The organism is Nocardia sp. NPDC050793 (genome assembly GCF_040654065.1).
In the GTDB taxonomy this organism is placed as follows: Bacteria; Actinomycetota; Actinomycetes; order Mycobacteriales; family Mycobacteriaceae; genus Nocardia.
Map to the genome: position 1 here is coordinate 180,695 of NZ_JBFAHG010000005.1, position 18,200 is coordinate 198,894.

16 protein-coding genes and 1 other RNA gene are annotated in these 18,200 nt (G+C 69.6%); 9 read left to right on the forward strand and 8 right to left on the reverse strand.

The genetic code is table 11. The features are described 5' to 3' along the window. Positions 1–6: 6 nt before the first annotated feature. Entirely contained in the window at positions 7–474 is a 468-nt protein-coding gene (locus AB0H50_RS18840) for a 6,7-dimethyl-8-ribityllumazine synthase (RefSeq protein ID WP_357453921.1), read from the forward strand. 21 nt (positions 475–495) lie between these two features. Here AB0H50_RS18840 and AB0H50_RS18845 read toward each other — a convergent pair whose 3' ends face one another. Continuing rightward, on the reverse strand, positions 496–1,950 hold the full coding sequence (locus AB0H50_RS18845) for a metallopeptidase (RefSeq protein ID WP_357453924.1): 1,455 nt from the start codon (positions 1,948–1,950) through the stop codon (positions 496–498). Between the two features lie 469 nt (positions 1,951–2,419). Beyond that, on the reverse strand, positions 2,420–3,361 hold the full coding sequence (locus AB0H50_RS18850; RefSeq protein WP_357453926.1) for an endonuclease/exonuclease/phosphatase family protein: 942 nt from the start codon (positions 3,359–3,361) through the stop codon (positions 2,420–2,422). Between the two features lie 109 nt (positions 3,362–3,470). Here AB0H50_RS18850 and AB0H50_RS18855 point away from each other — a divergent pair, with 109 nt between their 5' ends. Continuing rightward, positions 3,471–3,743 carry a hypothetical protein gene (locus AB0H50_RS18855; protein ID WP_357453929.1) on the forward strand — a complete coding sequence of 91 codons (273 nt, stop codon included), beginning with the start codon at positions 3,471–3,473 and terminating at the stop codon, positions 3,741–3,743. A gap of 136 nt (positions 3,744–3,879) precedes the next feature. On the opposite strand, the gene AB0H50_RS18860 is transcribed toward AB0H50_RS18855, so the two are convergent. The 3 genes from AB0H50_RS18860 to AB0H50_RS18870 all read right to left on the reverse strand — a co-directional run bounded on the left by AB0H50_RS18860 (position 3,880) and on the right by AB0H50_RS18870 (position 9,982). Next, the gene (locus AB0H50_RS18860) at positions 3,880–6,936 is read right to left on the reverse strand and encodes a bifunctional [glutamine synthetase] adenylyltransferase/[glutamine synthetase]-adenylyl-L-tyrosine phosphorylase (RefSeq protein WP_357453931.1); all 3,057 of its coding nucleotides are present in this window, start codon (positions 6,934–6,936) and stop codon (positions 3,880–3,882) included. Between the two features lie 36 nt (positions 6,937–6,972). After that, on the reverse strand, positions 6,973–8,313 hold the full coding sequence (glnA, locus tag AB0H50_RS18865; protein WP_357453934.1) for a type I glutamate--ammonia ligase: 1,341 nt from the start codon (positions 8,311–8,313) through the stop codon (positions 6,973–6,975). A 136-nt stretch (positions 8,314–8,449) separates the two neighbouring features. After that, positions 8,450–9,982, reverse strand: coding sequence for an alpha/beta hydrolase (locus tag AB0H50_RS18870; RefSeq protein ID WP_357453937.1), 1,533 nt, complete (start codon positions 9,980–9,982; stop codon positions 8,450–8,452). A 303-nt stretch (positions 9,983–10,285) separates the two neighbouring features. Here AB0H50_RS18870 and panB point away from each other — a divergent pair, with 303 nt between their 5' ends. The 4 genes from panB (at position 10,286) to AB0H50_RS18890 (ending at position 13,580) form a co-directional block, all read left to right on the forward strand. Then, a complete protein-coding gene (panB, locus tag AB0H50_RS18875; RefSeq protein WP_357453940.1) occupies positions 10,286–11,143 on the forward strand; it encodes a 3-methyl-2-oxobutanoate hydroxymethyltransferase in 858 nt (285 codons plus the stop codon). 152 nt (positions 11,144–11,295) lie between these two features. After that, entirely contained in the window at positions 11,296–11,742 is a 447-nt protein-coding gene (locus AB0H50_RS18880) for a hypothetical protein (RefSeq protein WP_357453943.1), read from the forward strand. After that, on the forward strand, positions 11,742–12,704 hold the full coding sequence (pip, locus tag AB0H50_RS18885) for a prolyl aminopeptidase (RefSeq protein WP_357455291.1): 963 nt from the start codon (positions 11,742–11,744) through the stop codon (positions 12,702–12,704). Before AB0H50_RS18880 ends, pip begins: the two co-directional genes overlap by 1 nt. A gap of 3 nt (positions 12,705–12,707) precedes the next feature. Next, positions 12,708–13,580 carry a CHAD domain-containing protein gene (locus tag AB0H50_RS18890; RefSeq protein WP_357453946.1) on the forward strand — a complete coding sequence of 291 codons (873 nt, stop codon included), beginning with the start codon at positions 12,708–12,710 and terminating at the stop codon, positions 13,578–13,580. A 70-nt stretch (positions 13,581–13,650) separates the two neighbouring features. Here the strand turns inward: AB0H50_RS18890 and AB0H50_RS18895 are convergent, their stop codons facing one another. Together AB0H50_RS18895 and AB0H50_RS18900 are read right to left on the reverse strand one after the other, a co-directional pair. Continuing rightward, the gene (locus AB0H50_RS18895; RefSeq protein ID WP_357453949.1) at positions 13,651–15,087 is read right to left on the reverse strand and encodes an RNB domain-containing ribonuclease; all 1,437 of its coding nucleotides are present in this window, start codon (positions 15,085–15,087) and stop codon (positions 13,651–13,653) included. Between the two features lie 11 nt (positions 15,088–15,098). After that, the gene (locus AB0H50_RS18900) at positions 15,099–15,431 is read right to left on the reverse strand and encodes a hypothetical protein (protein WP_357453952.1); all 333 of its coding nucleotides are present in this window, start codon (positions 15,429–15,431) and stop codon (positions 15,099–15,101) included. Between the two features lie 417 nt (positions 15,432–15,848). On the opposite strand from AB0H50_RS18900, the gene AB0H50_RS18905 reads away from it, so the two are divergent. Then, positions 15,849–16,241: a hypothetical protein gene (locus tag AB0H50_RS18905; RefSeq protein ID WP_357453955.1), complete on the forward strand. Its 393-nt coding sequence runs from the start codon at positions 15,849–15,851 to the stop codon at positions 16,239–16,241. A gap of 169 nt (positions 16,242–16,410) precedes the next feature. Continuing rightward, entirely contained in the window at positions 16,411–16,671 is a 261-nt protein-coding gene (locus AB0H50_RS18910; RefSeq protein WP_357453957.1) for a hypothetical protein, read from the forward strand. A 64-nt stretch (positions 16,672–16,735) separates the two neighbouring features. On the opposite strand, the gene rnpB is transcribed toward AB0H50_RS18910, so the two are convergent. Next, an RNA gene (rnpB, locus tag AB0H50_RS18915) (RNase P RNA component class A) lies at positions 16,736–17,150 on the reverse strand. A 65-nt stretch (positions 17,151–17,215) separates the two neighbouring features. On the opposite strand from rnpB, the gene AB0H50_RS18920 reads away from it, so the two are divergent. Then, positions 17,216–18,103 carry an alpha/beta fold hydrolase gene (locus tag AB0H50_RS18920; RefSeq protein ID WP_357453959.1) on the forward strand — a complete coding sequence of 296 codons (888 nt, stop codon included), beginning with the start codon at positions 17,216–17,218 and terminating at the stop codon, positions 18,101–18,103. The last annotated feature ends 97 nt before the right edge of the window (positions 18,104–18,200 follow it).

Consider the following 18,200-nt stretch of genomic DNA (forward strand, 5'->3'; position numbering starts at 1 on the left):
CCGATCATGGGAACCACATCGACCGGATCCGTCGCGTTCATCCGCGCCACCTGGCACAGCTCGATCGTCGGCAAGGCGCTGGAGGGCTTCACCGCCGAATACACCGACCTCGGCTTCGACCCGGCCACCATCGACGTCTTCGAGGTACCCGGCGCGTTCGAGATTCCGCTGCACGCCAAGCGGCTCGCCCAGACCGGCAGGTACTCCGCGATCGTGGCGGCCGCGCTGGTCGTCGACGGCGGCATCTACCGGCACGATTTCGTCGCCTCGGCTGTGATCGACGGGCTGATGCGCGTGCAGCTGGACACCGACGTGCCGGTCTTCTCCGTCGTGCTCACCCCGCACCACTTCCACGAGCACAGCGAGCACGTCGACTACTTCACCGGGCACTTCGTGACCAAGGGCGCCGAGGCCGCCCGCGCGCTGGCGACCACGCTCAGCTCGCTGCGCGCGCTGCCCGCCGCGGCCGAATAGCTCCCGCCACGGCGGAGCCGCTCACTTGAACTTGGTGATGCAGGCCTGCTCGCCGTCGAGCACGCCGGTGCGGAACGCCTCGAGCCGCTGGTAGCCGCTCTTCACGACCTTGCCGTCCACGTCGGCGGCGGCCAGCCCGTCGGCGAGCAGCCCGGAGACGGCCTCGTCGAGGTCGTTCGCCGAGAGGCGCGGGTCGCTGGTCGGCTCGCTCAGCTTGGTGGTGAAGGCGCCGCTGAGACAGGCGGTGCGCAGGCCCGCGGTCTCCGCACCGGTCAACGAGAGCTTGCGCTCCTGCTGCACGGCGAGCATGTAGCGGGAGACGAACACGACGAACGCGTTGTAGTCGCCCTGCACGACCGCGGACAGCGGCTCGTCGTCGCCATCGAGCGGGCCGCCGCGCTCGGCCAGTTCCGGTATGTCGGTGCCGAGCGTGTTCGTGCTGGGGCAGTACGAGACCGGCTCGGTGGTGGTGACTTTCGCGCAGTTGCGCACCACGCCGGAGTAGTCGAACTTCGGTGCGGCGGCGAGCGGGAAGTTCTTGGCCAGCGCCTGGCTCACGCTGGTCAGCGAGGCCTGGTCCACCGGGAGCTGCTGGTTCTCCTCGTCGTCCACCTCGAAGGTCACCGGCAGGTCGCCGCGACGCTGCTTGATCTCCTTCTTGTCGATTCTCTTGCAGGCCTCGGCGCCCTCGGTGTAGCCGAGCTGCACGGCGGTCACCCGCTCGAACGCCGAGCCGTGCACGTTGTCGGGGTCGCTGGGATCGGTGTCGCGCACCGCGATGGTGGCGCCGAGCACGCCGTCCAACCCGTCGGTCATGTTCATGGTGAAGTGCGCCGCGTCGCCCTCGGCGACGTGCCGCAGGAACACGCCCGCCAGGCAGTCGGCCTGCTGCTCCTTGACCAGCGCGCCGGTGAACAGCCCGGCGATCTTGGCCTGCCCCTGGATGGCGTGCCCGTACTCGTGCGCGAGCACCATCACCACCGACATCGGCCCGTACTTGTCCTCCAGCAGCGGCAGCAACACCCTGCGGTCCCAGCCGATGGTGTGGTCGAGCCCGCAGTAGGCCGCGTTGACCAGCTTGTAGGTGTCGGCCTTGCAGAACTTCACCGACTGCTCCTTGGGGGCGCGCGCGTCCCAGGAGATGTACTTGTTCGCCGGCTTGAAGGCGCCGGGAAAGGTCTTGGCGTACTCAGCCTTCCAGAATTCTTCGATGTCGGCGATGGCGTTCAGGGCGAGCCGGTCGACCCGTCCCCCGTCGCCGTTCTCCGCCGTCAGCGACGCGTCCGGCGCGCCGGGACGCGGGCCGCTCGGGCCGGTGCTGGTCGCCGCGCCCGCCACCATCCACGGATTGTTCGGATCGACGGCGGTGACGCCCTCCGAGCTCGTCGTGGTCTGCGAACTTCCGCAGCCTGCGAGCGTCGCGCCGACCGCCGTCAGCACCGCGATCGCGGCGAACCGCAGCCGTTTGGTCCTCATCAGGTCTTCCTCCCCGGTCCTGCGGGTCCTCGCCCGCACCGCCGCCGGACGGTGGTCTACCCACACCGCCGGTCGAGCGTTCACATGGTAATCGCTGATGCGCCGACGCGCGTATCGCGTTGCGCGACCGACGTTCAGCAGCCGAGCCCACTGCCGCCCAAGCACCCAGGCGCGCAACCACCTGCGCACCACTGAAAGCCACATACCCTCCGCACGGCTCACACAGGCATCGCCTATGTGAGGCGTGGAACCGATGTGTGCGAACGACAGCAGGACAGTAACGCCTGGGTGCGTGCGAGTTCGGCGAGCGATCCGCAACACGTTCGCGGTGCGTGGCCGCTCGAGTGTGGCAGCGAGCCGGTCGGCCGCGACGTCGGTGATCGGCACGTTCAGCCGGACCGCCGCGTCCTCGATCAAGGCCGCCAGTTCCGCGGTCGACAAGACGATCGGCCGTCGAACGGCGCGCCGTTCAGGCGTCGAGTCGCAGCACGGCGAACACGGCGCGGTGATCCGATCCCGGGATGGACAGGCTCTCCATCTGTTCGGCGGTGCCGCCCGCGATCAGGATGTGGTCGATCCCGATCACCGGTCCCCATGCCCGGTCGGTGGGATAGGTGGGCAGCGGCCCCGCGCCCGCGAGGTCGGCGGCGGAATCGAACCGCCCGCGCACCAGGTCGCGGAAGGCCGAATGATCCCGTGTCGCATTGAAATCCGCTCCGACAACGGCCGGACCGGTCTGGGCGTCGAGGATTTCGCGGACGCGACGCATCTCCGCGCTCCACGCCGCGAAGTCCAGCGGCGGCGGCATCGGATGGAAGGCGTAGACCGCGACGGGGCCGCGCTGCGGGTGCTCCATGGTCGCCGAGAGGTTGGCCATCACGAAGCCGTCGTATTTCTTGGTGTCGCGCAACGGGTATCGGCTGAAGATGCCGCTGCCCGCGCCCCATTTCCCGGGTTCCAGGTAGTGGTACGGGAGATCACCGGCCAGCTCGGTGGTCAGCCGGGCGGCCGATTCGGGCGTCAGCTCCTCGACAGTGAGCACATCGACGCGGCGTTCGCGCACCTCCCGCACCACCACGGGCAGATCGGCGCCGCCGAACAACAGATTCGACTGGAGCAGCCGAAGCTCCGGCCCGCTTGCCGCACGCCCGTCCGGCACGAACAGCGGCAGTTGCGTCCATAGCACCGCGAACGCGACGACACCCGCGGCCGCCGCGCTGCGCCACCCTCGCGCGACGACGAACAGCAGCAGCCCGACCATCGCACCCAGCATCAGGTACGACGCCCCCGAGGCGACGAGCACCGGCAGTCGCCGCTGCCAAGAACTGAAATACAGCACGACACCGGCGACTCCGACGACGAGGGCGCACCAGCCCAGACCGAGCAGCACCCGATTCAACCGAACACGCATGCGATCGACCCTAGGCGGGTTTCCCTGGAGAAAGCTTTCGCGCGGCATAACGCCACAGCATCCGCACAATTCCTACACTGGCGGCATCAATGTGCGGAAGGGGTTGGAGATGTACGTCGAAGAATTCACGGCCGTCGGGCCACTGTCCGCCGCCGAAGCCCAGGAACTCGCGGACGTCGCGGGCCGCTACACCTCACGCATCACCATCAGCTGCGGCGGGCGCGACGTGCACGCGCTGGTCCTGCCGGTGGCGTGGAACGAGCTGCCGATGACCACGGGCAGCCGAGTGACGGTGACGGTGGAGGGCGGACGGCACGGAGCGGAGGAGGATCGAAAGGCACTGCGCGATTTCGTCTGCCGCATGCAACACGTCGACGACTGACGGTCACCGATCCCGGCCGGCCCCGCCTTGCTGCCACCCGACCTTCGGCGAGGGCGCCGAGCAGCACCGCACCCGATGCCCACGGTGCAGCCGTCGTCGCGCGAAATCCGGTGCGAAATGCTCGCGGCCGCGGGTCTCAGCCCCCGAAGACGCGCTCGACCACCGCTTTCGCGCGCCGCGTGACGCGCATGTAGTTGTCGAGGAATTCGCTGCCGTCGTTGCGCCAACCCGCCACTCGCGCGACCGCCGAGAGCAGGCGGCCGGGGCCTGGCAGCTGGTCGGTGGCCTTGCCACGCACCAGGACCAGGGCGTTGCGCGCCTTGGTCGCGGTGAGCCAGGCGTCGCGCAGCAGCGCGACGTCCTCGGCGTCCAGCAGCTTCGTGTCTTCGATGACGTCGAGCGTTTCCAGGGTGGAGGTGTTGTGCAGCGCGGGCACCTCGTGGGCGTGACGCAGCTGCATGAGCTGCACGGTCCATTCGACGTCGGCAAGGCCGCCGCGGCCGAGCTTGGTGTGCGTCGCGGGGTTCGCGCCGCGGGGCAGGCGTTCGGCGTCGACCCTGGCCTTGATGCGGCGGATCTCACGCACCGCCTCCGCCGAGACACCGCCCACCGGGTAGCGCACCTTGTCGATGACGTGCAGGAAGCGCAGTCCAAGCGCCTGATCGCCCGCGATCTGGTGGGCGCGCAGCAGCGCCTGCACCTCCCACGGCTGCGCCCACTGCTCGTAGTAGGCGCGGTACGCCGCGAGGGTGCGCACCAGCGCGCCATTACGCCCTTCCGGCCGCAAACCCGCGTCGACGTGCAGTGGCGGGTCGGTGCTCGGCGCGCCGAGCATCCGCTGCACCTTCTCGGCGACGCCGATGGACCATTTCACGGCCTTGGTCTCGTCCTCGCCGGGACGCGGATCGCAGACGAACAGCACGTCGGCGTCGGACCCGTAGCCGAGCTCCATCCCGCCGAGCCTGCCCATGCCGATCACCGCGAAGTCGGCGGGCGCGGGCGCCCCGGTCTCCGCCTCGGACGCCCGGATCACCGCGGAGAGCGCGGCTTCCAGCACCGCGACCCACACCGACGACAGCGCCCGGCACACTTCCGGCACCTCGAACATGCCGAGCAGATCGGCCGAGGCCACCCTGGCGAGTTCGTGCCTGCGCAGCGAACGGGCCGCCGCCACAGCGCGTTTCGGATCCTCGTAGCGGGCCGCCGCGGTGAGGATGCCGCGCGCGACGTCCTCCGGTTGCGGGACGAGCAGCAGCGAGCCGCCCGGACCGTCGGCGTACATGCGGATCGTTTCCGGCGCGTTGATCAGCAGATCGGGCAGGTATTCCGAGGAACCGAGCACGATCATCAGCCGCTGCGCGATCGCGCCCTCGTCGCGCAGTTCGCGCAGGAACCAGATCTGATCGTCCAGCCCCTCCGACACCCGGCGGTAGGCGAGCAGACCTGCGTCGGGATTCGGTGTGTCACCGAGCCATTCGAGCAGGGTGGGTAGCAGCAGTGCCTGGATGCGGCCCTTGCGCGAGACCCCGCCGGTGAGCGCCTTGAGGTGGCCGAGCGCGTTCTCCGGCGCCGCGTAGCCGAGCGCGGCCAGCTGCCGGACAGCGGCGTCCGGGCTCAGCCGCAGCGCGTCGGAATCCATCCGCGCCACCGCGTCCAGCAGCGGCCGGTAGAACAGCTTCGCGTGTAATCGCCGCACCCGCACCGCGTTTCGGCGGATCTCGGAGCCGAGCACGCCGACCGCGTCCTGCCTGCCGTCGGGACGGATGTGGGCGGCGCGGGCCAGCCAGCGCATGCCCTCCTCGTCGTCGCCTGCGGGCAGCGTGTGGGTGCGCTTGAGCCGTTGCAGCTGCAACCGATGTTCGAGCAGCCGCAGGAATTCATAGGAGGCGGTGAGATTCGCGGCGTCGTCCCTGCCGACGTAGCCGCCCGTGGCGAGCGCCGTCAACGCCTCGACGGTGCCCTGCACGTGCAGCGATTCGTCCACCCTGCCGTGCACCAATTGCAGTAGCTGCACGGCGAATTCGACATCGCGCAGGCTGCCGTGCCCGAGCTTGAGTTCGCGTTCCCGCAGGTCGGCGGGCACCAGGTCTTCCACGCGGCGGCGCATGGCCTGCACGTCGGCGACGAAATCGGGGCGTTCCGAGGCGGTCCAGACCATCGGCATCACCGCGTCGCGGTACTCACGCCCGAGCTCGAGATCACCCGTCATCGGACGGTTCTTCAGCAGCGCCTGGAACTCCCAGGTGCGCGCCCACCGCTTGTAGTAGGCGAGGTGCGACTCCAGGGTGCGCACCAGCGCACCCTGCTTGCCCTCCGGCCGCAGCGCCGCGTCCACCTCGAAGAAGGCCAGGCTGCCCACGCTCATCATCTCGGCGGCCAATCGGGTCGCGATCGCGTCGGCGGGTTCGGCGACGAACACCACGTCCACGTCGCTGACGTAATTCAGTTCGCACGCACCGCTTTTGCCCATCGCGATCACCGCGAGCCGGACGGGGACCGGTCCGTCCTTGCAGACCCGCGCGACGGCGACCGCGAGCGCGGCGGTGAGCGCGGCGTCGGCAAGATCGGTGAGATGCATGCCCACCACCTGATACGGCAGCACCGGCTCGTTCTCGACGGTGGCCGCCAGGTCCAGCGCGGCGAGCACCATCAGCTGATCGCGATAGCGCCTGCGCAGTAGCGGCACCGCTTCGGGCCCCGCGATCCCGGCTCGAAACAGGCTGCTCTTCTCCCGACGGCCACGCCCCGTGGAGTCGCGGTGCGACGTGGCGTCCGATGGGTGCGGTCCTGCTTCCGGCACCGCGTCGACGGCGTCGAGCAGATCGGCGAGCACGTCCTCGCGCGTCGGTAGCTCGGCGCGGTGCAGAAGCTGCCACGAGGCGGGCTCGGCCACCAGGTGGTCGCCGAAGGCGCTCGACGAGCCGAGCAGCGCGAAAAGCCTGCCGCGCAAGGACTTATCGGCGCGCAGAGCGGAATCCACTGCGGCCCAGTCGCTTCCGAGCGCCTCACGGAGGCGCATCAGGGTGCTCAGCGCCAGGTCGGCGTCGGGCGCCCTGGACAGCGACCAGAGAACCGGGATGCTTTCGACGTTGTCCCAGCCCAATTCGCGCAGCGAAGCCGCTGCCGTCGGCTCGAGCAATCCGAGCCGACCGACACCGGGGACAGCGGAGCGCGCAGACGGTGGCCGGACCATAGTCTTAAAACTACATGCCCGCGCCGCGCGCCCAGGTCACAGTCCGAGGTACTCCTTAAGCTCGAACGGGGTCACCTGGCTGCGGTAATCGGCCCACTCCCGGCGCTTGTTGCGCAGGAAGAAGTCGAACACGTGCTCGCCCAGGGTCTCGGCGACCAGCTCGGAGCGCTCCATCGCCTGCAACGCCTCGTCGAGCGTGCCCGGCAGCTCGCGGAAGCCCATCGCGCGCCGCTCGGCGGTGGTCAGCGACCACACGTCGTCCTCGGCCTCCGGCGGCAGCGTGTAGCCCTTCTCGATGCCGCGCATGCCCGCCGCGAGCAGCACCGCGAACGCCAGGTAGGGGTTGCAGGCGGAATCTGGGCTGCGGATCTCGACGCGACGCGAGGACGACTTGTTCGGCGTGTACATCGGCACGCGCACCAGCGCGGAGCGGTTGGACCGGCCCCAGGAGGCCGCGGTCGGGGCCTCGCCGCCGTGGATGAGCCGCTTGTAGGAGTTCACCCACTGGTTGGTGATCGCGCTGATCTCCGGCGCGTGCTCCAGGATGCCCGCGATGAACGCGCGGGCGGTCTCGGAGAGATTGATCGGGTCGTCGGGGTCGGCGAACGCGTTGTTCTCGCCCTCGAACAGGCTCATGTGCGTGTGCATCGCCGAGCCCGGGTACTGGGCGAACGGCTTGGGCATGAAGGTGGCCCGCACGCCCTCGTCGATGGCCACTTCCTTGATCAGGTAGCGGAAGGTCATCACGTTGTCGGCCATGGACAGCGCGTCGGCGTAGCGCAGGTCGATCTCCTGCTGGCCGGGCGCGCCCTCGTGGTGGCTGAACTCCACCGAGATGCCCATCGACTCGAGCGCGTCGATGGCGTGGCGCCGGAAGTTCGGGGCCGAGTCGTGCACAGCCTGGTCGAAGAAGCCGCCGGCATCGGCGGGCTGCGGCGGGGTGCCGTCCTGCGGGCCGTTCTTCAGCAGGAAGAACTCGATCTCCGGGTGCACATAGCAGCTGAACCCGACGTCGCCCGCCTTGTTCAGCTGCCGCCGCAGCACGTGGCGCGGGTCGGCCCAGGACGGCGAGCCGTCGGGCATGGTGATGTCGCAGAACATGCGCGCGGAGTGCTGATGGCCCTTGCTGGTGGCCCAGGGCAGCACCTGGAAAGTGGAAGGATCCGGGCGGGCGACCATATCGGCCTCCGACACCCGGGCGAAGCCCTCGATGGCCGAGCCGTCGAAGCCGATGCCCTCCTCGAAGGCGCCCTCGAGTTCGGCGGGGGCGATGGCGACGGACTTCAGGTAGCCCAAGACATCGGTGAACCAGAGACGCACGAAGCGGATGTCCCGCTCTTCGAGCGTCCGCAGCACGAATTCCTTCTGGCGATCCATGACCGCGAGCGTAAGCATCCGGCGTTAAATCCGTGTTACATCCGTGCTCGGGATTGCGTTTCGGGTGCGCGAGGAGCTATTTGGAACGAAGTTCACCGTCGCCGGGGTGCGACGGTGAGCACTTCCGGCAAAGCCGTCAGCAGAGCAATTCCGGCTCGGGGACCTTCAGGTCGACCAGGTAGGCGATCACCGCGGAGTCCAGGCACTCGTCGCCAGCCACCAGCGCGGCGGTGTGCCGGTTGCCGTCGAAGGTGATCAGCGCGGCGTCCAGCTGGGCGGCCAGGTCGACGCCCGCCTGGTACGGCGTGGCCGGGTCGTCGGTCGTCGACACCACGACGACCTTCGGCAGGCCTTCCACGGAGATCCGGTGCGGGTTGCCGCTGTGCGGCACCGGCCAGTTCGCGCACACTTCCAGCGGGGCTCGGCCGGTGCCGCGGCCGTCGTCCAGGAACGGCGCGGCCTTCCGGTACTCGGTGTCCTGGCGGCCCGCCACCGCGGGATCGGTGACCCGAGGGTCGTCGACGCAGCGGATGGCGTTGAAGGCGTCCTGGGTGTTGTTGTAGGTGCCGTCGTCGCGGCGGCCGTCGTACATGTCGGCCAATTGCAGCAGCGTGTCGCCGCGGCCGTCGCGCAGTTCGTCCAGGCCGAGGGTGAGCACCTGCCACAGGTCGTCGGAGTAGAGCGTCTGGGTGACGCCGGTCATGGCGTCGCTGTAGCTGAGGCCGCGCGGGTCGGTGGTCTCGGCGGGCTTGTCCCACAGCGGGTTCACCAGCTCGCGGAAACGCGCGACGGCCTGGGCCGGATCGGTGCCGAGCGGGCAGTCCGGCTCCTGCGTGCAGTGCTGGACGTAGGCGTCGAAGGCGGCCTGGAAGCCCGCCGCCTGACGCAGCGACTCCTGCACCGGATCCTTCGAGGAGTCGACCGCGCCGTCCAGCACCAGCGCGCGCACCCGGTCCGGGAACTGCTCCGCGTACAGCGAGCCGAGCTTGGTGCCGTACGAGTAGCCGAGATAGCTGAGCTTCGGGTCACCGAGCACCGCCCTGATGACGTCCATGTCCCGCACCACCTCGCGGGTGCCGACGTGCGCGAGCAGCGCGTCACCGCTGCGCTCGACGCATTTGCCGGCGTATTCCTTGTTCTCGGCCTCGGCGGCCGCGATCCCCTCGGGGGTGTTCTCTTCCGGACGCTCGGCGCGCTCCGCGTCGGTCTCCTGCGGTGTCAGGCAGGCGATCGACGGCGTCGACGCGCCGACACCGCGCGGATCGAACCCGACCCGATCGAAGCGCTCCGACAGCGGCGTGCGATTGGCGATCCCGGACATCGACAGCCCCGACACCCCCGGCCCGCCTGGATTCAACAGCAGCGACCCGATCTTCGCCCCCGAGGCGGGAATCCTGCTCAACGCGATCTGCGCTGTCGGACCGTCCGGGTTCGCGTAATCGATCGGCACCGTGATCTTCGTGCACTGCGCGTTCGGCGGGAACCGATCGTTCGGATCCCCGAACCCCGCGCACTCCCCCCACTGCGGCGTCTGCTCGTAGAACCGCTCCAACCCCTGCTCCGGCGCAGGCATAGGCCCCTTCGGCTCCGCCCGCTCGACGGCGCACCCGCCCGCAACCACGGCCAGCACCGCCGCCACCAGCACACCACGCCCACGCCGCCATCGCATGCTTCGATCCTGCCAGGCGAAGTCCGCTGGACGACGCGTCGCCCATCCACCACCTGCCCCGCGACGGTGGATCCTCGCAGACCTTCCGCACGCTTCGCAGAGGGCACAGCCGCTGCGAACCGTGCAGAACCCGTGCGAAGACAACTCGGGCGCGCTATCGCTCGGGCGATCCGTCCCCGGCTGTGATCAATCGCACCGCCGAGCGCCCTTAAGTCACGGTCGAGGCGGGTGGCAAACTGGAGGCGTCAGACAACCCGGGGACCCGGCAAGGGCCTCGAGGCGACAACTCCGAAAGGGACGATGATGTCCGTATCCGATGCGGAAACCCCTGCCTACGGCGCGGCTCAGGCCGAGACCAAGAAGGCACGGCGCAAGACGCGGGTCCCCCACCTTCAGCAGATGAAGGCCGAGGGTGAGCGCTGGGCGATGCTCACCGCCTACGACTACTCCTCGGCCCGCCTGTTCGAAGAGGCGGGTATTCCGGTGCTGTTGGTCGGCGACTCCGCCGCCAACGTGGTGTACGGGTACGACACGACGGTGCCGATCACCGTCGACGAGCTGATCCCGCTGGTGCGCGGCGTGGTGCGCGGTGCGCCGCACGCGCTGGTGGTGGCCGACCTGCCGTTCGGCACCTACGAGTCCTCTCCGCAGCAGGCGCTGGCGACGGCGACCCGCTTCATGAAGGAGGGCGGCGCGCACGCGGTGAAGCTGGAGGGCGGCGAGCGGGTCGCCGAGCAGATCGCGATGATCACCGCGGCCGGCATCCCGGTGATGGCGCACATCGGCTTCACCCCGCAGAGCGTCAACACCCTCGGTGGTTTCCGGGTGCAGGGCCGCGGCGACGGCGCCGAGCAACTCATCGCCGACGCCATCGCGGTGCAGGAGGCCGGCGCGTTCTCGGTGGTGATGGAGATGGTTCCCGCCGAGCTGGCCGGGCAGGTCACCCGCAAGCTGACCATCCCGACCGTCGGCATCGGCGCGGGCGTCGACTGCGACGCCCAGGTGCTGGTCTGGCAGGACATGGCGGGCTACACCAGCGGCAAGACCGCCAAGTTCGTCAAGCGGTTCGCCGAGGTCGGCGACCAATTGCGCACGGCGGCAGCGGCTTACGCCGACGAGGTGCGTCGCGGCACCTTCCCCGGCCCCGAGCACAGCTTCTGATCGAGCGCAGATGAACCGGTCGAGTGGCGCCGGCAATCCCTGGCGCCGCTCGACCAGCCGCCGACCCCGCTGTGGACTGTTCGGCACGGGCCGCCCCGGGCAAACAATGGCAGACTCGAAGCCGACATTTCCCGACCCGATCAGAGGTACCGATGCCGCACCGCCGTTGGATTTCCCGCAGCACCTCGCTGGTGGCCGCCGCGTTCGCCGCCGCGACACTGGCCGCGTGCGGCACGACCGGAGAACCCGAGCCCACCGGCAGCACGGGAACGACCACGTCGGCGCCCGCGGCCACCACGACCCCCGCCCAAGGCACCGGCACCCAGAAGCCGACAACCGAGGTCACCGACGCCGCCGCCAAGCAGCTGTGCGACGCCATCCGGCCCGAGCTGTCCAACTTCCGGGTGCAGGGTCCGACGCTGGGGCGGGTCGGCCTCAACCTGATCGTGCACCCGTGGGGGCTGCAGAACGGCATCGACGTGCTCGGCAACAAGGCCGTCGTCGACACCGTCACCGTCAAGAGCTGCCCGGACGTACGCCAGCAGGCCATCGAGGCGCTGGAGACGCCCGACCTGGCCGCGATCATCGTCGGCCTGTGATGCGCACCCTGTACCCCCCGATCGAGCCGTACGATTCGGGCCTGCTGGAGGTGAGCGACGGCCAGTCGGTGTACTGGGAGGTCAGCGGCAACCCCGAGGGCAAGCCGGTGGTGTTCCTGCACGGCGGCCCCGGCGGCGGCACCGCGCCGTTCCACCGGCAGTTCTTCGATCCCTCGGCGTATCGCATCGTGCTTTTCGACCAGCGCGGCTGCGGGGGGTCCACCCCGCACATCGCCGACGGCGCCGATCTCGCGCACAACACCACCTGGCACCTGGTCGCCGACATCGAGGCGCTGCGCGAGCATCTCGGCGTCGATCGCTGGCAGGTGTTCGGCGGTTCGTGGGGCTCCACGCTGGCCCTTGCGTACGCGCAGAAACACCCGGAGCGCGTCACCGAACTGGTGCTGCGCGGCGTCTTCTTGTTACGGCGCAAGGAAATCGACTGGTACTACAACGGCGCGGCAGGCTACGTCTACCCGGACGAATGGGAGAAGTTCCTGGCCCCGGTGCCGGAATCCGAACGCGACGGCGACCTGGTCGAGGCGTACCACCGGCTGCTGCACTCCGCCGATCCCGAGGTCGCCACGGCGGCCGCGGTCGCGTGGTCGGTGTGGGAGGGCTCCACCAGTTCGCTGCTGCCGCAGCCGGATCGGGTCGCCGAGACCGGTGAGCCGCGGTTCGCGCTGGCGTTCGCGCGCATCGAGAACCACTACTTCCGGCACGGCGGTTTCCTGGCGGAAGGGCAGCTGCTGCGGGACGTCGGCGTCATCTCGCACCTGCCGGTCGTCATCGTGCAGGGTCGGCACGACATCGTCTGCCCGGCGGTGAGTGCCTGGGATCTGCATCGCGCCTGGCCCGGTTCGCAACTGCACATCGTCGACGACGCGGGCCACGCGGCCAACGAGCCCGGCATCGTCGACCGGTTGATCCGAGCCACCGACAGTTTCGCGAAGGTGGGCTGAGCCATGGTGGTCGCTGCCGGGGACGCCCTGATCGCCGCGCTGCGCGACGATGTCGACCGACTGTTGTCCGCCGAGCCCGACGTGCGCGCGGACGAACCGGATTCGGTCCATCAGATGCGGGTCGCCACCCGGCGGCTGCGCAGCGTGCTGCGCTCGTATCGCAGTCTGTTCCAGAAGAATCCCGCGGCCGAGATCGGCGCCGAGCTGAAATGGCTGGCCGGTCTGCTCGGTGTCGCCCGCGACGCGGAGGTCCGCGCCGATCGCTTCGCCGACCTGCTGCACGAGCACGCCGACGCGCCGGACGCCGAGGCGGTGACCGACCGGCTGGTCGCGGCCGAACGCGCGCGCTACGACGCCGCGCACGCCGAGGTGCTCGCCGCGCTCGACACCGACCGCTACCGCACGCTGCGCGAGCGCCTGACCCAGTGGCGCACCGACCCGCCGCTACGCCACGCCCGCGCCGCGGCGCCCGCCACGGATTTCTTCGGCGTGGTCTTGCTGAGCGACCACGAGCGGCTAACGGCACTCATCCGGCACGAGCCAGCGGTGCCCGGCACGGAACGCATCGATACGCTGCACGATATTCGCAAGAGCGCCAAGCGTTTACGGTATTCCTGTGAAGCCGCCGAGCAGGTCATCGGCGACTCCGCCGCCGACCTCGGCGCGCGCGCCAAGCGTCTGCAAACCGTGCTCGGCGACCACCGCGACGCGATCGAGTCCACCGATGCCATCATCGAACGGGCGGCGCAAGCCGAAGCGGCGCGCGAGGACACCGCCACCTACCGCCGCCTGATCACGGCGGAAACCGACGCCGCCAACCACGCCATCGCCCGCTACCCCAAAGCCGCCGAAGCCCTCTCCACCAGCCTCTGGTGACTTCGCAGACCGTCCACACGCCTCGCAGCGGACACAACCGCTGCGCACTGCAGCAGCGGTCTGCAAGGACTCAGGCGACGAACGCGAAGCCGATCTTGCGGGTGACCGGGTCGGCGCGGGTCAGGCGGACGCGGACGGCCGCGCCTTCGGGCGGGGTTCCGGTGCAGGGGCCGAGCACCGGCGGGTCGGCGATGAAGACCTCCGCGGGCCGGTTGCCGATGGCCTCGCGCACGACGACCGCGTCGAACTCGGCGTCGGGGCGTTGCGCGAGCAGGCTGGCCTCGGTGAGGTCGATGCAGGCCCGATCCACCTTGCCCGCGACGCCGTCGGTGCGCCGCATGGTGTCGACGGTCGGATCCAGCCCGTCCCGAACCCATTGCGGCACCGGTGCGCCCGCGCAGTAGGCAAGGCAGATCTCGGTGGCGAAGCGATCGGCGAGGCGGCGCAGCGGAGCCGTGACGTGCGCGTATGGTGCGCCGATCGCGCTGTGCGCCAGACTCTCCCGCGCCGATCCGTTGACCACGGTGTATGCCGCACCGCGCAGCAAACCGGTGGCCTCCGACATGAGTACCAGGGCGGCGGGGGTGTTGGGGTCGAGCCCGGCCAACATGCGGCCCACGGTCTGATCCGCGGGCCATGCCACGCCGAGCGCGGCGGCCGTTCGGCGCAGCGAGGCGATGGCGGATTCGGCGGGCGGCGGCATGGTGCGCAGCAGGCCGACCCGCTGCCCGTCGGCGTCGGCGCCGTCGAGCATGATGCGCGCCGCGCACATGCCGGTCAGCAGGGAGACCTGCTCGTTCCAGTCGTCGGCCGCGGTGCGCGGCTCCAGGACGAGCCGCCAATGTCCGTCGTTCGCGTCATCGCGGATGACGCTCTGGGCAGGCAGTCGCAGCCCGATCGCGCCGCGGGCCAACCCGGCCTCGATGCGCCGCGTGCCGAATTCCGGCAGGGCCGCGATCGAGGGGTGCAGCTTGCCCGCGTCGGCGTCGGCTTGGACGCCCGCGTAGTCGAGTCGCGCGCGGGAGCGGACGGTCGCGCGCACCACCGAGTAATTCCGTGGTTCGGCGTTCTCGTCGAGTTCGATGGTCCACAGGGCCGCGGGCCTGGTCTGCTCGGGCAGCAGGCTCGCCGCGCCCTCGGAGAGCACGGGCGGGTGCAGCGGCACCGTGCCGTCCGGGAGGTAGAAGGTCTGGCCCCTGGCGCTCGATTCTCTGGCGAGCGCACCATCGGGGGCGACGACGGCGCCGACGTCGGCGATCGCGTAGTGCAGGGTGAAGCCGGAGCCGCTGCGCTCCAGGTGCAGGGCCTGGTCGAGATCCATGGCCCCGGGCGGGTCGATCGTCACGAGCTCGATGTCGGTGCGATCGATCCGGTCGCCCGCGAACACGTCCACCGCGTCGCGGGCTTCCACGGAGGCCTCGGCGGGGTACGCCGAGGCCAAACCGAATTCGGATCGGATGGCGCCGAAATCCACCGGCGCCGAGATGATCCGCTGGTGCAGTTCCACGTGGAAATACGTTACTGCAATGCCAGCATCGTGCCGTTCAGCTCGTTGAACGGACCGAACACCGTGAACGTCACCCGACCGGTGGGATAGGTCGACGACAGATCGGCCGCGGCGTCGAGCGCCTCACCGAACGACGCCGCGGACGGGTGCGGAAGACCGGCGATCGCCAGGCCGAAATTGTTCTCGGCCACCCACTTGGTGTCGGCGGGACTGAGGTCGACCTGCACCCCGCCGGGTAGCGGAGTCAGCGCGACCGCATTGGCGGACCCGGCGCCAAGCGCGGCGAAAACCGATGCGGCCCCGGCGATGAGCGCGCCGGCGACCAGTGAACGAACTACCCGCATAGAGTTGAGACCTGCTTCCGCAATCGAAGTATGAATCGGCCCGGTGCTGCCCGGCACCGCGCCTTGCCAACGGCGGCTACTTTATGACGTCGGTCACGATCTGGCCAGCTCCGTACGAATCGCCCGGCCCGGCTCGTCGTGTCGCGGCGAACTGCTACTGTTCGGGGCCGGTGCGGGCGCCGATCCGGCCGCCCATTCCGAAGTGACACCGTACGTCGACAATTGGGAGTTGTGCACTGATGTCATCGATCATCTTCGACTACCTGATGCCCCTGCTCGGCCCCGAGCAGGCCGCATACTGGGCGCAGGTTTTCATGGTCGATCCCACCTGACCTCACAGAGAACGCCACACGCCGGTCGCCTTCCGTTAACCTCACGGAAGGCGACTTTCGTCAGGTGCCACTAGCATCCGGCACCGTGAGAAGAACTTCCGCCGCCATCGCGGTCAGCACCACCCTCTTCGCCCTGCTCGTGGCAGGTTGCGGCAGCGACGACAAGGACAGCGCCGCGCCGGCCGCCACGTCCGCGGCCGCCTCCCCCGCCACCCAGCCCAATAGCGCCGCCGTGCCCGACAACGCGAAAGCGGGCATGTTCGTGGTGAGCTACCGCAGCGCCTTCCCCAAACTGGCCGACGGCCGCAGCGACGCGCAGGTCGCCGACATCTTCACCGCCACCTGCAAGGACATCAAGGACGGCAAGGCCGAGGACGCCGTCGTGCAGAACATCGTCGACCGCACCAAGTCCGGCCAGACCGCCGCGACCAAGGAAGAAGCGCAGGCCATCTACACCACGGCCAAGTACCTCTGCTGAACACCGCCGAAGCGGGCCGCACGCCAGGGCGCGCGGTCCGCTCAGCGGACCGACGGATAGTCAGCGACCCTCCTGTCGTGCTTAATCGAAACGCCGCTTCGCTCCGCGAGTGATATTCCTGCCCGCGGCGTAGCGGCAGACCCGGTTGATCTGACAGTCGAGGGAGAATATGAAGCGCACCAGCCTAGGCGCCGCTTTCGCGGCAGCGGCCGTCACCACGTCTCTGATCTTCGGTTCCGGCGGGGCGATCGCGGCCCCCGATCCCGCGCCCGTCGCGCCGGTGAGCCAGTTGGCTCCCGGACTGCCGGTTCAGCCCGCCGGATTGGGGCTGGCCTTAGCGTGGCTCGGCCCGCTCGCGCCGGTCGTCGCCGGCTTCCTCTGCGTGCCCACGGTCTTGGCCCCGCCTGTTTTCCCGGTCTGCTTGGTCTGATTCACCCAGCTCTCCGAGTGCGTTCGGCGCCCGCGATCACGCGAATCGCGGGCGCCGAGTGCGGCGGACGAGTTGGTCTGTAAGCCGGATCCTGTTCCCGGTTCGCACCGGGCGGCGACCATCCATCTGGGCACACCGTTGCCGGGTGCCTCGAGCGGCCCACCCGCAGGCTCGGGCGAGCAGCCCTCGAACGCCTGCGCAGCCGCACTCCGGGGAGTGCGACCTTCGACCTTGCTCCGGGCGGGGTTTACCGAGCCGCCCCGGTCACCCGGGGCGCTGGTGCGCTCTTACCGCACCGTTTCACCCTCACCGCACGTCCCCGAAAGGACGCGGGCGGTCTGTTTTCTGTGGCACTGTCCCGCGGGTCACCCCGGGTTGCCGTTAGCAACCGCCCTGCTCTGTGGAGTCCGGACTTTCCTCGGCGACGGGCGGCGGCACCGCGTGCCCGTTCCCATCGCCGCGGCCGCCCGACCAACTCGTCCGCGCGTGTCAGGATACTCCCCCGTCCGGTGGACGGGCACTCGCGCCAGTACGGTTAGACGTCATGGAACGTCTCGAGGTCAGTTTTCCCTCAGGTGGCCAGCAGTGCGCCGCCTGGCTGTATCCTCCCGCAGGCGTCCCCAAGCCCCGGCCGCTCGTGGTGATGGGGCACGGTCTGGGGGGCACGCGGGATATGGGATTGGACAGGTACGCAAGGCGATTCGCCGCGGCGGGCATGGCGGTGCTGGTGTTCGACTACCGACATTTCGGTGCGAGCCAAGGCGATCCGCGCCAGCTGCTGCATATCGCGCGGCAGCGCGAGGACTGGCGCTCGGCCATCTCCTACGCGCGCACCCTGCGCGGCATCGACAAGACCCGAATCGCGCTGTGGGGCACGTCCTTCGGTGGCGGGCATGTGCTGACCGTGGCGCCGGAGGACGATTACCTCGCCGCCGTGGTCGCCCAGGTGCCGTTCACCAGCGGATGGGCTTCGGCGTGGGCGAAGGGCCCGATCAGCATGACCAAGGTCGCCACCATCGCCGCCACCGACCTGCTGATCGGCCCGTTGCGGCGCAAGCCGGTTCGCATCCGGCTGGCCGGGCGCAAACGGTCCGCGGCGCTGATGAGCGCGGCGGACGTGCCGGAAGGTTACGGACGACTGGCCGAGGAGAGCGAGACCTACGAGCCGAAAGTGGCCGCGCGCATCGCTTTTCCGGCAATGTTCGACTCCCCCGGCAGGCACGCCAAGGCGCTGAAGGTGCCGGTGTTCTACGCGGTGGCCGACAACGATTCGATCGCGCCGGCCAAGCCGACGCTCAAGGCGGCCGAACGCACCAAGCACGCGGTCGTGAAGCGTTATCCCGTCGGGCATTTCGACGTGTACTTCGATGACGTCTTCGAGCAGGCGGTCTACGACCAGACCGAATTCCTGGTCTCGGTACTGCGGCCGTGAGCACCGTCCCCGGCGCACTTCCGGTGCGCCGGGGACGGGTATCGTATCGGGTACCGGATTCCTTCTGCGATGGCCCCGATGCGCCGCGAAGCATCGT